This window comes from Candidatus Poriferisodalis sp., from assembly GCF_965208485.1.
Taxonomy (GTDB): domain Bacteria; phylum Actinomycetota; class Acidimicrobiia; order Acidimicrobiales; family Poriferisodalaceae; genus Poriferisodalis.
In genome coordinates this window covers 1,306,743-1,320,099 of record NZ_OZ242344.1, presented here as the reverse complement: position 1 = coordinate 1,320,099, position 13,357 = coordinate 1,306,743, and the positions used below count along the sequence as shown (strand labels likewise).

Sequence of the window (13,357 nt, the reverse complement as noted above, 5' to 3'; positions counted from 1 at the left end):
CGGCCCGATGAGGCCAACGGCATGAGGAGTCTGCGATGCCCACGCCAACGCTGCGCGTCATCGCTGGCCCAAACGGCGCTGGCAAGAGCACCTTCCAGCAACTCATCCTCGCACCGTCCACCTTGGAGTTCGTCAACGCGGACCTCATCGCTGCGCGGGAATGGCCCGGAGAGGAAGCCAAGCACGCCTATGAGGCAGCGGCTCTGGCGGCAGCACGCCGGGACGAGCTGCTGGCTGCGCGGACCTCGTTCGTGACCGAGACCGTGTTCTCGCATGAGTCGAAACTCGAACTCGTGAGCACGGCTTCCCATCTCGGCTACGTCGTATCCCTGTACGTCATCATCATTCCTGAAGATCAAGCCGTTGCCCGAGTTGCGGTCCGCGCCGAACTCGGCGGTCACGACGTACCTGAGGGCAAGGTGCGCTCCCGCCATCAACGGCTGTGGAGCCATGTCGTTGAGGCCATCAATATCGCGGACAACGTGCGCGTCTATGACAATTCGCACGCAGAGACTCCGTTCGTGTCCGTCGCGACATTCCACGCAGGCATGCCTGTCGGCCGACCCGAATGGCCACCATGGGCACCAATCGAGTTGGTGAGGCTCTGAGCGGGCCAAATCGTCGGGCAGCAGCACGACTTCCAGCGGCGCAGGACGAGCCGCCAAGCCCAGCAACCCCACCCCACAAAAACGCGAAGACTCAAAAAAGCGATCAGTCCAATTCTCATGAAGCATCAGGGCTTGTGCTCCCGCTGAAGCCGAGATTCGCCGAGGCGATCCTGTCCGGCACCAAGACGGTCATCGAAGTGCGACGAGTCATGCCGCGGATCACCGTTCCCACGCTGGCGCTGCTGTACGCGTCGGGCCATGAGCGAGCGCTCGTCGGCACATGCGTGGTCCGCAGCGTCGCCCGATATCCAGCCGACGAACTGTGGCGCCTGCACGGCGCCGACACTGCCCTGTCGAGGCCCGACTTCGACGCCTATCTCGAAGGCCGAGACCGAGGCGTGGCGCTGCTGCTGGAACGCCCCGAGCCGCTGGCCGCCCCGATACCGCTGCACACGCTTCGACAGGCTCACGGCTGTCGACCGCCCCAGAGCTTCGCCTACGTCTGCCACGCCCAGCGCAAGCGCGTTCTGGCGGCGTAGTACGCCACGAGGGAGCTACTCGGCCAGAAGCTCAGCACTGCTTGTCGGTGGCAGCATCTCGGCCCGTGCGTGGAGAATCCGTTCTTCGTGTGGCCTGCCGGGGTGCGAGAATGGCGAGGCAGTATCTCGATCTCGCCGCTGTCACGACGACATTTGTAGTATAGGACCGCTGCTCATGACAATGAAAAGTGTCGAAATTAAATGAAGACTGCCACTGAAGCCTCTTCAGCTACGTTGCTCACCGCCGAGGACCTGCTGCGCCTCGACGCTCAGGGCGTGCGTGGCGAGTTGGTCAGGGGTGTGTTCTGCGAGATGACGCCAGCCGGAGATACGCACAGCAAGATCGCTTTCCGGCTCGGGCTGCAGGTCGGCAAGTTCGTCGAAGAGCACCGGCTTGGCACAGCATTCGCAGCCGACTACGGCATCCAGCTCGAACGCGACCCCGACACGGTGCGTGCTCCGGACTTTGCATTCACGTCGTACCAGCGGCGCCCGCCCGGCAGCGCCACTGAGAAGTACGGCCAGTGGGTGCCTGAACTGGTGGCGGAGGTGGTGTCACCGTCGGATCGCCGTCCGGATGTCGACGCCAAGGCTCGGATGTGGGTCAGCTACGGGGTGCAGCTGGTGTGGGTTGTATTCCCGAGGACCCGCACGGTGGAGGTGTATCGCGCCGCCGCGGAGGCCGTGGAGACGCTGACCGAGGCCGGCAGCCTCGACGGCGGTGACGTGCTGCCGGGGTTCGCCTACCCGCTCAGCAGGCTGTTCGCCGACTAAGCCGGACCGCAGCGCTCCAGCGCCCGATACGAAGGGACTGAACCGTCGATGGATTGTCGCGCTGAGCCGTTTGCTGCTCGTCGGGCAACAATGCGGCAGGCCACGATGTCTGCGGCCTTTCCTGTTGCGATTGCCGGAGGCACTCGACGCTCGCTGGAGAACACCAGCTCAGCATTGTGAAAGGCCGCGGCGCCGATGTGATCGGCCACGAACCAATTCAGGCCGTGCAATTCAGGCCGTGCTCGTTGGCGTAGGAAGCAGCGACGCTGTTGTAGAGCCGAGGATCCAGTACCTGGAGCATGTCGGGCGCCGGGGCATGCAGTCTCACTCGCTCATGCAGTCTCACTCGCTGTTGCCTGGTCAGCGGTGCAAGGAGCTTCTGGATCTGGCCACCATGCTCGGCTGTCGGCGACTGCGCTGAGGATTGCACGGACAGCGCTGCTCAGCCGGATTCGCCGAGAGCCCAGCGGATGGTACGACGCAGCAGCTCGTAGTACTGGGGCTTCGTCCACGAGCAGCGCTCGATGGTGGGGTAGTACGCCAGTACCGGCGCCATGTCCCAATGTCCCCGGCAGTGGCCAAGCGTGTTGTAGAGCACCGCGCCCTGCCCCAGCGGCCGCACGTACTGGATGAGGTGCGTGTCGTCGCCGTCGGTCCAGTCGGACTCGGCGAAACCGCGTGCGTTGCCCTGCCAGCGCGTCTGCAGCAGCGTCTGCAGTGCGTCGCGGTCGTGGTACTCCATCAGGTACAGCTCGTCGTCGGTGTCGAAGGGCTCGATGTCGGCCACCAGCCAGTGCGCTGGGTCGGCAATCTCGACCGGGTAAGGCTGTATCGGCGGGTGTGCGATGAACTGGCTGCCCAGCGTCTGCGCCCAGGTCGGGAACACCCGCGGCGATTCCACGCCGTGGGGCTTGCCGAGGTCGAGCGCAGCGTTCGTGCCGTGCAGCGCCACCCAGCGCCCGCCGCCGCGCACCCACTCGGTGATGGTCTCTTGCGCCTTGGCCGAAGGCCGCACATCGCAGGTGTAGCTGACCAGGAAAGCACCCTCGCAGATGGCATCCGCGGCCTCGTAGTCGGGCCAGACGGTAACCCGTACGTGAGGGTGCTCGGCGAGCAGCCCGAGCAGCTCACCTCGCGCAAAGTCGATGTCGTGGTACTTGCCGCCGGCCACGAGGTGCGCGTCGACGCGTGCAGGCGGATCGCTGCCCGCACCGTCACGCTGGTCGCCGTCGGGGTTCAATAGTTGACTCGCTTGGTGAAGCCGCCGTCGACGGTGAGGTTCGCGCCGTTGATGTGCTTCGCGGCATCCGAGGCCAGGAACACCACTGCGTTGGCGACATCCTGCGCCGTGCCCAGTTCGCCGCGCGGGTGCGACTTCTGCGTGGCGGTGAAGAAGTCGGCCATGTGGTCCTTGATCATGTTCCAGTCGCCGCCCTCGATGAAGATCGGGCCGGGCTGCACAACATTGCAGCGGATGCCCTGGGCGCCGAGCACCTGCGCCTGGCCCAAGGTCCAATTGGTGACGGCTGCCTTGAAGGCGGAATAGCTGCTCGACCCGGTGGCGAAGTGCTCGGCCACCGCCGTCGTGCCGATGCTGATGAGCGAACCGCCGCCGTCAGCCAGGGCCTCCTGCGCTGTGGCGACGCCGCCTACGAGCGCCTGGAGGTCGACGTTGAAGTTGTTGATCCAGCCCTCGAGCTTGCGCTGCGGCTTGGCCGACGTGTTGTGCACGTAGATGTCGATCCCGCCGAGTTCTTCCGCAGAGCTGTTCACCCACGCGGTGAGGCTGTCGAGATCTCCCGCGTCGACGGCGCTGCCGCAGACCGTCCCGCTGGAGGAGAGCTCCCCCAGCGCCGCGGCAACACCGTCGGCATCGCGCGCGCAGATCGCGACCGATGCGCCTTCGGCCAGCAGCGTTTCCACTACCGCCCTGCCGATGCCCTTGGTGGAGCCGGTCACCAGCGCCCTCTTGCCGTTCAACCCGAGATCCATGTCTGTCTCCTTGCTGTCTTGACAGTCTTGATCGTCTTGCTGTGTGAAGGAAGCGCCGATAGGTGCACCGTCTCGCTGCCGAACCTATTGCTTCCCGCTCTTGTTCGCTGCGCTCACGGGCCGCTCGGGCCACGGCTTCGCCTGCCGGCTCAGCCTCTGGCTCAGCGAGGCACATCCTTCCACGGGATGCCGCGGTCCACGCGTGGTTCTGAGGGCAAGCCCAGCACCCGCTCGCCGATGATGTTGCGCTGCACCTCGTCGGAACCGCCGGCGATGCGGTAGCCGGGCGCTCCCAACACGTGCTCGCCCCAGGCGTAGGCGCCCCACTCGCCCGTGTCGGCCACCAGCCGAGGTCCCAGGATCTGCGAGATCACGTCCGACATGAGCCGCATCCCTTCGGTCCACTTCAGCTTGCCGAGCGAGCCTTCGGGTCCGGGCGTGCCGCCCCTGGCCAAGTCGGCAGCTCGGCGGTTCAAGTGGCCTTCGGACTGCAGGTGCAGGTACAGGCGCATCATCGCGTCGCGTACCACTGGATGGTCGGTGACGCCCAGGACCTCGGCTGTCGAGCGCAGCTGGCGCCATGATCCGCCCGGCCGCCGCCCGCCGCCGCTGCCCCCGCTGGCGGAGTGGTCGCGCTCGAAGCCGAGCGTGGTGAGCGCCACCTTCCAGCCCTCGCCCTCGTCGCCCATCCGCAGCTCGTCGCCGAGCCGGACGTCGTCGAAGAACACCTCGTTGAACGACGTTCCGCCGCTCATCTGCTTGATGGGGCGCACCGTCACCCCGGCCAGGTCGAACGGCAGCATGAACGCCGTCATGCCCTTGTGCTTGGGCTGGTCGGGATCGGACCTGGCGATGAGCAGCCCGAAGTCGGCGAACTGCGCGCCCGAGCTCCACACCTTCTGCCCGTTGACGATCCACTCGTCACCGTCGCGCACGGCACGGCAGCCGAGCGATGCCAGGTCCGAGCCGGCGCCAGGCTCGGAGAAGAGCTGGCAGCAGTAGAGATCGGTCCGCAGCAGGTCGCCGATGAAGCGTTCCTTCTGTTCGGGTGTCCCGAAGGCGCGCACGGTGGGCGCCATCAGCCCCACCGTCACGCTGAACAGTTCGTGGCTGTCGGGCACCTCGAACTCACGCTCGAGTCGGCTGTACGCCCGTGCGTGCGCGGCGCTCAGTCCGAGCCCGCCCTGGGCGACGGGCCATCTCACGGCGTGGTAGCCCTGCGTGGCTTTGAGCTGGTTCCAGCTGCGCAGCCGCTCGAGCAGGTCGGACTCCTCGTCATGGCTCATGTCGTGGAACACCGACACGCTGAAGGGGCCCTCGCCCCAGGCGATCCGGTCGGCGTTGCCGTTCGCGGCGGTTGCTGCGGGCTTCGGGTCGGCGTGCAGGCGGAGCCAGTCGGCGGCCTGCGCCGTGAACTCCTCAACAGCGGGCTGGGTCATGCGGTCTGCTTCGGTGGTGGCGTCCGAGCCGTTCGAACGGGTCCGCTCTGTCTGGCAATGCTTCCAGGCAATGCTGTCAGGCAGCCCGGTCAGGCAGACAGGTCAGACAAGCCGGCCGGATCAGCCCATGCCGTTGGCGAGCACGGCGCGGCCGTTGGCGGTGGCCCCCAGCCGGATGCCCACCACGGCTTGGTATTCATCCGACTCGTATGCCGCCCGGGCGGCCTCCATGGTGGGGTACTCGATGACGACCGTCTGCGCCCCGGCGTCGCCTTCCTTGGTGACCGAGGCCGGGTCGAGCACGAGCAGCTTGCCGCCCCCCGCCATGATCGGCGCCGCTCCACGCTGGTACTCCTTGTACTTGTCCGGGTCGACAACGTCGTAGTTCGCAATCAGGTATGCAGGCATCCGCCCGGTCTAGCAGGCCGTGCGGGGTGTTGCCGCTGCTGGCTACCGTGAACCCATGAGCGAAGCGTCCCCCCCATCACCGAACGGCTACGAGCGGATCACCTACGAGATGCCGGCCGACGGTGTGGCTCGCATCATGCTGAACCGTCCCGAGGCGGCCAACGCGCAGGACAAGCTGATGCTGTACGAGCTGACCGACGCCTTCGGCGTCGCCGCTGCCGACGACGACGTGAAGGTCATCATTCTCGGGGCGAACGGCAAGCACTTCTCGTCCGGGCATGACCTGCGCGACCGGTCGTCGTTCGAGAGCTTCGACACCGTCGGACCGGTGGCGGGCTTCTCCAAGCCCGGGGCTGAGGGCTGGATGTCGACCGAGCAGGAGATCTACATGGGCTTCTGCGCCCGGTGGCGTGACATCCCCAAGCCCACGATCGTGCAGGTGCAGGGCAAGGTGATCGCCGGCGGGCTGATGCTGGTGTGGCCGTGCGATCTCGTCGTGGCCAGCGAGGACGCCACCTTCTCCGATCCCGTCGTGGCGTTCGGCGTGAACGGCGTCGAGTACTTCGCGCATGCATTCGAACTGGGCGCCCGCCGAGCCAAGGAGCTGTTGTTCACCGGCGAGTCCATGTCGGCTGCGGAGGCACGCGAGGTCGGCATGGTGAACCGCGTGGTGCCCCGCGACGAGCTGTCGCAGGCCACGCTCGACCTTGCGGTGCGCATTGCGTCGCGGCCCTCCATGGGGTTGAAGCTGGCCAAGATGTCGGTGAACCAGTCGGTCGATGCGATGGGCTTCCCGCAGGCGTTGCAGCAGGCATTCGGCCTGCAGCACGTCGGTCACGCGCACAATCAGTGGGTGCACGGGATGCTGGTGGATCCCACCGGCGCCGACGTCATCCGGGCCGACGCCAGCGCCGGCCGCTAGGAGGCTGAGCCGGCAGGCGAAGCCGTGGCTCGAGCGGCCCGTGAGCGAAGCGAACAAGAGCGGGAAACAATCGGTGCGACAACGAGAAGGCTCGTCGCGGGGCCTCAGACGTCGCTGTTGCCGCCCGAGACCCGCCCGGGCGGCATCACCACCTCGACGTTGCCGGAACGCCACATCGGGATGACCGTGCGCTCGCAGATGCGCCAGCCCTCCGCGGTGCGGATGTAGCGATCCTCGTACCGGCCGCCGATCTCGAACACGTCGCCGCCGTCGGGCATCTTGCGCATGTGCTGAGCCCGCAAGTAGCAGCGGCCCTTTGCCGTGTCGCCCTCGATCACGATCTGGTGGTTGCCCACGAAATGCTGGCTGTCGTCGAGCGGCGTGAGCGCCCCCGAGACGCGGGCGATGATCTCGTCGACGCCGTGCTGGCCGCCCAGCCCGAGGTCGGTCACTGCATCGGCGGTGAAGACCCGGCGCAGCACTTCCCAGTCGCGGGTGTCCAGCGCCCAGCAGTAGTCGACGGTGAGCTGGACGATGGCCGCCCGGTCGGCGCTCCCGAGATCCGCGGGCGGGAACGGATCGCTCACTGCAGGTCCGTCGCCGGGGCGTACGGCGCGGGGCAGCGTGCCGCTCATACGAGTGTCCATCCTCCGTCGACTGCAAGATTCTGGCCGGTGATGTAGCTGGACGCGGCGCTCGACAGGAAGAGCACGGCGTTGGCGATCTCTGCCACCTCGGCCGACCGTCCGAGCGGGATGTTGGACGACCGCTGGGTCATCAGCGGTCCCATGAGGCCGCTGGTCGAAGGGTCCTGCGGCCACAGCGGCGGCAGCTCGCCTGAGCGCATCTTGGCCAGCGTCGGCACCGGAACGTGTCCTGGGCTGACGGCGTTCACCCGGATGCCGTGCGGCGCCAGGTCGACAGCGAGGCTGCGGGCGAACTGGATCGCCGCAGCCTTCGCCGAGTCGTAGCCGGTGCCCAGGCACGGCAGCAGGCCGTCCACAGACGCAATGACGACAATGGTGCCCGGCCGCTGGCCTTCGACCATCGAGGCGGCCGCAGGCTTGGAGCAGTGAAACAGCCCTGCGAGGTTGACATCGATCGAGCGCTGCCAGCTCTCGGTGGGCTGGTCCAAGATGCTGCCCGCCTCGCGATAGGTGCCGGCGTTGTTCACCAGCAGGTCCAGCCCGTCGATGGCGCGCACCGTCTCGTCGGCTTGGGCAGGGTCGGTGACGTCGAGCCGCACCGCTTCTCCGCCGGTCTCGGACGCGACTCGCTCTGCGCCGGCCTCGTCGATGTCCCCGATGGTCACCGACGCCCCGGCGGCGCTCAGCGTGCGGGCGATGCCTTCGCCGATGCCGGTCGCCCCGCCGGTCACCAGCGCGACTCTGCTGTCCAGGCTCAGCAGCGAGCCGATGGATGCGTCCACGCCCACAGAGTAGGACTGGTGTGAGAGCGCTCGCCTGTCGGCTGGCGCCTACAATCCCCGGAGCCGAACGGGCGGGGGCTGATGGGCGAACTCACTGGATTGGTCGCATGCGTGACCGGCGGGACGCGCGGCATCGGGCGTGCAACGGCCGAGGCCTTCGTGCGCGAGGGTGCGAGCGTGGTCGTCAACGGCCGCAGCCCGGAAAAGGGCGCGCAAGCGGTGGCGGAGATGGACTCGGCGATGGACGCCGGCGACCGAGTCCACTTCATCGCCGGCGATGTGAAGCAGCGAGCCGACTGCGAGGCCGTCGTCGACGGCACCGTCGAACGGTTCGGCAAGATCGACATCCTGTTCGCCAACGCGGGCGGCGCCAGCGGGCATGCCCCCGTGGCGGACCTCACCGACGAGGCCATGGCCGACTCGCTCGAGTGGAACTTCTGGCACACCTTCTGGACGACGAGGGCGGCGCTGGCGCACATGATCCCCCAGGGCAGCGGCCGCATCATCGCGATGTCGTCAGTCGAGGGCAAGGTCGGCAAGCCCGGCATCTCCATCTACGTGGCCGCGAAGCACGCCATCAACGGATTGGTGAAGTCGTGCGCCCAAGAGGTGGGGCCGCTCGGCATCACCGTCAACGCTGTGTGCCCCGGCGCCATCGAGACTGACATCATGGCCGCCGAGGGGCCGCCGGCCGCTGAGGCCATGGGTCTCACCTACGAGCAGCTGCTCGATCAGTTCGCGCAGGAATCGGCGATCAAGCGGCTCAACGAGGTAGAGGACGTCGCCGAGGTGTGCGTGCTGCTGGCCTCCGAAGCAGGGGGCGGGATCAGCGGCTCGCTGATCTCCATCGACGGCGGCACGGCGCCGTACTAGGGGGCTAACCCATGGCAGCAGACGGTTCAACCAACGGGTCAGACAAGCTGGCGGGACGTGTGGCCTGCATCACCGGCGGCACTCGCAGCATCGGGCGCGGCATGGCCGAGGCGTTCCTGGCCAACGGTGCTCAGGTGGTCGTCAACGGGCGCGACACCGCCAAGGGTCAGCGCGCCATCGACGAGATGTGCAGCGCTCTGGGCGTCACCGAGGCCGATGTCGCCTTCTTCGCCGGGGATGCCGCTCTCCAGGACACCGTCGAGGGGCTGGTCGACTTCACGATCGAGAGATTCGGGCAACTCGACATCTGCTGCCTGAACAGCGGGGGAGTGCAGCAGACCGCACCGGTGTTCCAGATGAGCGACGAGGAGTGGAACCTCGAAGTCGACTGGAACTTGAATCACGTGTTCTGGGGGATGCGCCGCGCCCTGCAGCACATGGTGCCGCGCCAGTCCGGCCGCGTGATCGTCACGTCGTCGGTGGAAGGCAAGCTGGGCAAGCCCGGCATCCCGGGATACGCCGCTACCAAGCACGCGGTCAACGGCCTGGTGAAAGCTGCTGCGGCGGAGGTGGGCACGCTGGGCATCACGGTCAACGCGATCCTGCCGGGGCTGATCGAGACCGACATCGTGCGCGCCACCGGTCCGGCCAGCGCGGAGGCGATGGGCCTCGGCAGCTACGAGGCACTGCTGGACGCGTTCGCACAGGAATCGGCCATCAAGCGCCTCAACACTGTCTCCGAAGTCGCGGCGGTGGCGGTGCATCTTGCCTCCGACGCAGCCCGCAACATGACCGGCTGCATGTTCCCGGTAGACGGCGGCACGCTGCCGTATTGACGGGCGCGGCTGGTGCCGCGGCTACAGCACCGCCGATGCCTCAATGTCGACGACATGGTTCAGAATGCGCGTCGCGTACGCCTCGGCCCACTTGGCGCCTCGCTCGTTGCCGGTGTCGAAGGTGCCGATGAGCGCCATGGCGCCTGACAGGTAGTACAGCGCCGCTTCCCGGTAGGCCCGCAGCGCATCGTCGAACGCGTAGACGACCCCGCGCTCGGCCACCCCGGAGTGCCAGCGCCGCAGCAGCGCCTCCCAATGCTCCACAGCGCTGGCGTGGGGCACGCTGGTGCCGACGAGGTAGGCGACATCGGCGACGCCGCGCCCGGCCAGCGCCAGCTGGAAGTCGATGAACGCCACCTCTCCGCTGCCGTCCTTCGCGAAGAAGATGTTGTCGAGACGGGTGTCGGTGTGGATCAGCGTCGTCGGGCCGGCGGCCGTGCGCTCGAGGATCTCCTCGAAGCGGGGGTCGAGGGCCAACGCCACATCGACCGATTGCGGCGGCACGCGATCCGCCCAGTCCGATTGCAGGCCACCAAGCCCCGCCCGGTAGAGGCCGGGTACCACGGCGGCGTACTGCGGCGCGTTCGGCTTCGGCAGCCAGGTCATGTCGTCGAGGTCGGGGCTTTCCCACCAGTGGGCATGGAAGGCGGCCAGCGCATCGACGACCTGCTCAGCCTGGGGGATCGTGGCGCCGATGATCTGGTCGCCCACCTCCCAGTCGGTGCTCATGTCTTCGAGCAGCAGGACGAAGTGACCGTCGTCGCCGCGCGCCACCAGCCGGCATGCCGGAGCGTGCATCGGCGAGCGGTCCAGCACATGTTCGAACATGTTCATCTCGCGCTCGTAGATGCCCAGCATCTGGGCGACATGGAGGTTTGCCGGCTCGGTGCACGGCATCTTGACCACCAGCGAGGTGGCGGTACCGTCGTCGAGCGTCAGCGACAGGCGTGCGATCTCACCGAAGATCCCGGTGCCGTCGCCGATGTCATCGGTGGCGACCGCCACGACGGCTCGGCCTGCGGTGACGGCGCTGCCGTCGCCTCCCACGGCGTCATTCAGCCACTCGACACTGATGTCAGCGGGCGTTGCCGGCAGTTCCACGGATTCCCTCCCAGATGGGCACCATCTGATGCGCTGCGTACAGGCCGGCCGAAACCGATCAGGCAGCGAAACTAGCGGCCCAGATCGTGGGCGTCCCGTTCAGCGGGGACGGGCCTGGCTCAGCACCGAACGCATGCCCGCTACAGCCAGTTGTGCCGCTGTCGCTACGGGACCCTCCCACAGCTGCTGCGAGCACACTTCGAGGCCGATCGGTGCGATCGAGCCGAGACGGTCGAGGATGCGGATCATCTCTTCCAGCGCGAACTCCCCGCGGCCCGGCGGCACACGATTCGTCAAGCAGTCCTCGAGATAGTCGGGATGCTGGGGCGAAATCGTCCCGTCGTTGAACTGCGTCGCGAAGATCTTCGTCCCGTCGAGCCGGCGCAGGTCGTCAAGATCGTTGGTGGAGCGGGTGAGGTGCCAGGCATCGAAGCAGAAGCCGCCGTTGGCCCGGTCGGCCTCGCCGACGATCGAGTCGGCGACGGCGGCGCTCTCGATGTTGGTGAGCGAGGGCACCCATTCCAGGCCGACCAGCAGGCTGTGCTCGGCGGCCCGGTCGCACAACGAGGCGAAGCCCGCTGCGGCCTGGGCGACTGAGCCGGTGTAGTTGCCGATGGCCTGCAGGTACCGGCAGCCGAACCGGTCCGCCATCTCATACGCGAGCGCTTCCTGCGCCGTGCATGCCTCGCTAGCGCGGTCCGGGCTCGCCCAGCCCCGCACAACCTCGATGTTGGCGATCACCAGTCCGGTCTCGGCGAGTGCCTGCTCGATTCGCGCTGTCTCGCGCGCATCGGTCCGGAGTCGTTCCCAAGCCCCCAGGTACAGCCCGACCGCAGCGAAGCCGGCTTCGGCTGCGGCCCGGATCCGTGCCGGGACATCGTCGAACCGGGGGCGGCTGAAGTGATCCCAGACGAGATCGTCGGGGCCGAGGTCATGCGCGCTGCGGTTCACCTCTCAAGTCTCGCGTCCAGACCGCCTACTGTCCCCCTCATGGGCGATGAGTCGTTGGAAGCCGGTACATCGGCGGCACCGGGGACCGCGCGCGGTCCCGGCCCGACGCTGCGGGAGCAGATACTGGCTGATCCCATCCGGCCGCCGGACCCGCTGCTGGTGGAGTCGCCGGTGTTTCTCGGCGACGAGGACCTGTCCTTCGAGCCGTACCTCAGTGTCGCCTACGCCGAGCAGGAAGTTCGCCACGTCTGGGGCAAGACATGGCAGTGGGCGTGCCACGTCGACCACATTCGGGAGCCGGGCGACTATTGCGTCTACGACGTCGGGCCCTACTCGGCGCTGGTCGTGCGTGTGCCCAGCGGCCAGATCAAGGCCTACGTCAACTCCTGCATGCACCGGGGCACCCAGCTGCGGCCCGCGGGGTCGTGCGGGTTCGCACAGCAGATCACGTGCCCATTCCACGGCTGGACGTGGTCGCTGGACGGCGAGCTGACCGAAGTGCCGTCGAGCTGGGACTTCCCCCATGTGGATGCCCAGAGCCACGGCCTGGTGGAGATGCCGGTCGGGGAGTGGGGCGGCTTCGTGTTCGTGAACTTCGACCGCGGCGCAGGACCGCTGTCGGAGTACTTGGGCGTGCTGCCCGAGCACTTCGCCGAGGTGTGCGGCGAATGGAGCCTCGAGAACCGCTACGTCGAGACGCACCTGCGCAAGCGCCTGCCGTGCAACTGGAAGGCCGCCGCGGAGGCATTCATCGAGGCCTATCACGTGCGCGAAACCCACGCCACCGGCCAGCCCGGCGACGAGGTGACCACCCAGTACGACGTCTTCGAGCCGAACGTCTCCCGTTTCATTCACACCATCGGCATGGACGGCCCCGAACGGCCGGTGCCCAGGACTGAGCAGCAGATGCTGGCGCACCTGACGCGCAACATCCGCCACGGCATGGAACCGCTGGAGCTCCCCGATGGCCAGCGGGCACGTGACTTCTACGCCGATCTCACCAAGTCCCAGCTAGGAGCGAGGTACGGCCACGACTTCTCCGCCCTGAGCCAGTCGGTGACGCTGGACAGCATCGAGTACTTCCTGTTCCCCAACGCGTTCTTCTTCCCCGGCCTGTCGTTGCCGATGGTGTACCGGTTCCGGCCGGACCCCGACGATGTCGACTTCAGCTATTTCGAGCTGCTGATGATGCGGCCTCGCCCCGCCGACGGCGATGCACCGCCGCCGCCGGAGGTCATCGAGCTGGATGTCGCCGACAGCTACACGAGGGCAGCCGGTCTGGGCGGGCTCGGCCGGGTGTACGACCAGGACACGGCCAATATGGCTGCGCAGACGCGGGGCTTCAAGGCGAGCGCCCGGGGCACACAGACGCTCGGCAACTACCAGGAGTCACGTGTGCGCCACCTGCAACGCCGAGTGCGCGAGTGCATCGCCGCCGGTGGGGCGGCGGTGTGACGGTCGTCGGCAGGGCGGCGGTGCGATGGT

15 protein-coding genes are annotated in these 13,357 nt (G+C 67.5%); 7 read left to right on the top strand and 8 right to left on the bottom strand.

What is annotated here, in order from left to right:
* Positions 1 to 35: 35 nt before the first annotated feature.
* The 3 genes from ACOGXQ_RS05940 to ACOGXQ_RS05930 all read left to right on the top strand — a co-directional run bounded on the left by ACOGXQ_RS05940 (position 36) and on the right by ACOGXQ_RS05930 (position 1,921).
* Positions 36 to 608, top strand: a complete 573-nt coding sequence (locus ACOGXQ_RS05940) for an AAA family ATPase (protein ID WP_419946510.1) — start codon at positions 36 to 38, stop codon at positions 606 to 608.
* Positions 609 to 742: 134 nt separating this feature from the next.
* Positions 743 to 1,147 (top strand): hypothetical protein, encoded by a 405-nt coding sequence (locus ACOGXQ_RS05935; RefSeq protein ID WP_419946509.1) that lies wholly within the window; start codon positions 743 to 745, stop codon positions 1,145 to 1,147.
* Between the two features lie 201 nt (positions 1,148 to 1,348).
* A complete protein-coding gene (locus tag ACOGXQ_RS05930) occupies positions 1,349 to 1,921 on the top strand; it encodes a Uma2 family endonuclease (protein WP_419946508.1) in 573 nt (190 codons plus the stop codon).
* A 442-nt stretch (positions 1,922 to 2,363) separates the two neighbouring features.
* Here the strand turns inward: ACOGXQ_RS05930 and ACOGXQ_RS05925 are convergent, their stop codons facing one another.
* From ACOGXQ_RS05925 to ACOGXQ_RS05910, 4 genes are all read right to left on the bottom strand, one after another.
* The gene (locus tag ACOGXQ_RS05925; RefSeq protein ID WP_419946507.1) at positions 2,364 to 3,161 is read right to left on the bottom strand and encodes a ThuA domain-containing protein; all 798 of its coding nucleotides are present in this window, start codon (positions 3,159 to 3,161) and stop codon (positions 2,364 to 2,366) included.
* Positions 3,158 to 3,913, bottom strand: a complete 756-nt coding sequence (locus tag ACOGXQ_RS05920; protein WP_419946506.1) for an SDR family NAD(P)-dependent oxidoreductase — start codon at positions 3,911 to 3,913, stop codon at positions 3,158 to 3,160. The genes ACOGXQ_RS05925 and ACOGXQ_RS05920 overlap by 4 nt, the downstream gene beginning before the upstream one ends.
* A 161-nt stretch (positions 3,914 to 4,074) precedes the next feature.
* The gene (locus tag ACOGXQ_RS05915) at positions 4,075 to 5,352 is read right to left on the bottom strand and encodes an acyl-CoA dehydrogenase family protein (protein WP_419946505.1); all 1,278 of its coding nucleotides are present in this window, start codon (positions 5,350 to 5,352) and stop codon (positions 4,075 to 4,077) included.
* 120 nt (positions 5,353 to 5,472) lie between these two features.
* Positions 5,473 to 5,760: a DUF1330 domain-containing protein gene (locus ACOGXQ_RS05910; protein ID WP_419946504.1), complete on the bottom strand. Its 288-nt coding sequence runs from the start codon at positions 5,758 to 5,760 to the stop codon at positions 5,473 to 5,475.
* 55 nt (positions 5,761 to 5,815) lie between these two features.
* Here ACOGXQ_RS05910 and ACOGXQ_RS05905 point away from each other — a divergent pair, with 55 nt between their 5' ends.
* The gene (locus ACOGXQ_RS05905) at positions 5,816 to 6,682 is read left to right on the top strand and encodes an enoyl-CoA hydratase (protein WP_419946503.1); all 867 of its coding nucleotides are present in this window, start codon (positions 5,816 to 5,818) and stop codon (positions 6,680 to 6,682) included.
* A gap of 104 nt (positions 6,683 to 6,786) precedes the next feature.
* Here ACOGXQ_RS05905 and ACOGXQ_RS05900 read toward each other — a convergent pair whose 3' ends face one another.
* Together ACOGXQ_RS05900 and ACOGXQ_RS05895 are read right to left on the bottom strand one after the other, a co-directional pair.
* Complete coding sequence (locus ACOGXQ_RS05900; protein ID WP_419946502.1) at positions 6,787 to 7,317, bottom strand: nuclear transport factor 2 family protein; 531 nt, start codon at positions 7,315 to 7,317, stop codon at positions 6,787 to 6,789.
* Positions 7,314 to 8,111 carry an SDR family NAD(P)-dependent oxidoreductase gene (locus ACOGXQ_RS05895; RefSeq protein ID WP_419946501.1) on the bottom strand — a complete coding sequence of 266 codons (798 nt, stop codon included), beginning with the start codon at positions 8,109 to 8,111 and terminating at the stop codon, positions 7,314 to 7,316. The genes ACOGXQ_RS05900 and ACOGXQ_RS05895 overlap by 4 nt, the downstream gene beginning before the upstream one ends.
* Before the next feature lie 81 nt (positions 8,112 to 8,192).
* Between ACOGXQ_RS05895 and ACOGXQ_RS05890 the strand changes: the two genes are divergently transcribed.
* Positions 8,193 to 8,984, top strand: coding sequence for an SDR family NAD(P)-dependent oxidoreductase (locus ACOGXQ_RS05890; protein WP_419946500.1), 792 nt, complete (start codon positions 8,193 to 8,195; stop codon positions 8,982 to 8,984).
* A gap of 11 nt (positions 8,985 to 8,995) precedes the next feature.
* Positions 8,996 to 9,820: an SDR family NAD(P)-dependent oxidoreductase gene (locus ACOGXQ_RS05885; RefSeq protein ID WP_419946499.1), complete on the top strand. Its 825-nt coding sequence runs from the start codon at positions 8,996 to 8,998 to the stop codon at positions 9,818 to 9,820.
* Positions 9,821 to 9,841: 21 nt separating this feature from the next.
* Here the strand turns inward: ACOGXQ_RS05885 and ACOGXQ_RS05880 are convergent, their stop codons facing one another.
* Both ACOGXQ_RS05880 and ACOGXQ_RS05875 read right to left on the bottom strand, forming a co-directional pair.
* Entirely contained in the window at positions 9,842 to 10,921 is a 1,080-nt protein-coding gene (locus ACOGXQ_RS05880) for a phosphotransferase (protein WP_419946498.1), read from the bottom strand.
* Between the two features lie 99 nt (positions 10,922 to 11,020).
* Positions 11,021 to 11,872: a sugar phosphate isomerase/epimerase family protein gene (locus ACOGXQ_RS05875; RefSeq protein ID WP_419946497.1), complete on the bottom strand. Its 852-nt coding sequence runs from the start codon at positions 11,870 to 11,872 to the stop codon at positions 11,021 to 11,023.
* Positions 11,873 to 11,911: 39 nt separating this feature from the next.
* Between ACOGXQ_RS05875 and ACOGXQ_RS05870 the strand changes: the two genes are divergently transcribed.
* Positions 11,912 to 13,327, top strand: a complete 1,416-nt coding sequence (locus ACOGXQ_RS05870) for an aromatic ring-hydroxylating oxygenase subunit alpha (protein ID WP_419946496.1) — start codon at positions 11,912 to 11,914, stop codon at positions 13,325 to 13,327.
* The last annotated feature ends 30 nt before the right edge of the window (positions 13,328 to 13,357 follow it).

Excerpts from the sequence above, each read along its gene's own strand:
- ACOGXQ_RS05940 (WP_419946510.1), top strand. The coding sequence starts at position 36 with ATGCCCACGCCAACGCTGCGCGTCATCGCTGGCCCAAACGGCGCTGGC.
- ACOGXQ_RS05930 (WP_419946508.1), top strand. The coding sequence starts at position 1,349 with ATGAAGACTGCCACTGAAGCCTCTTCAGCTACGTTGCTCACCGCCGAG.
- ACOGXQ_RS05920 (WP_419946506.1), bottom strand. The coding sequence starts at position 3,913 with ATGGATCTCGGGTTGAACGGCAAGAGGGCGCTGGTGACCGGCTCCACC.
- ACOGXQ_RS05915 (WP_419946505.1), bottom strand. The coding sequence starts at position 5,352 with ATGACCCAGCCCGCTGTTGAGGAGTTCACGGCGCAGGCCGCCGACTGG.
- ACOGXQ_RS05910 (WP_419946504.1), bottom strand. The coding sequence starts at position 5,760 with ATGCCTGCATACCTGATTGCGAACTACGACGTTGTCGACCCGGACAAG.
- ACOGXQ_RS05905 (WP_419946503.1), top strand. The coding sequence starts at position 5,816 with ATGAGCGAAGCGTCCCCCCCATCACCGAACGGCTACGAGCGGATCACC.
- ACOGXQ_RS05900 (WP_419946502.1), bottom strand. The coding sequence starts at position 7,317 with ATGAGCGGCACGCTGCCCCGCGCCGTACGCCCCGGCGACGGACCTGCA.
- ACOGXQ_RS05890 (WP_419946500.1), top strand. The coding sequence starts at position 8,193 with ATGGGCGAACTCACTGGATTGGTCGCATGCGTGACCGGCGGGACGCGC.
- ACOGXQ_RS05885 (WP_419946499.1), top strand. The coding sequence starts at position 8,996 with ATGGCAGCAGACGGTTCAACCAACGGGTCAGACAAGCTGGCGGGACGT.
- ACOGXQ_RS05870 (WP_419946496.1), top strand. The coding sequence starts at position 11,912 with ATGGGCGATGAGTCGTTGGAAGCCGGTACATCGGCGGCACCGGGGACC.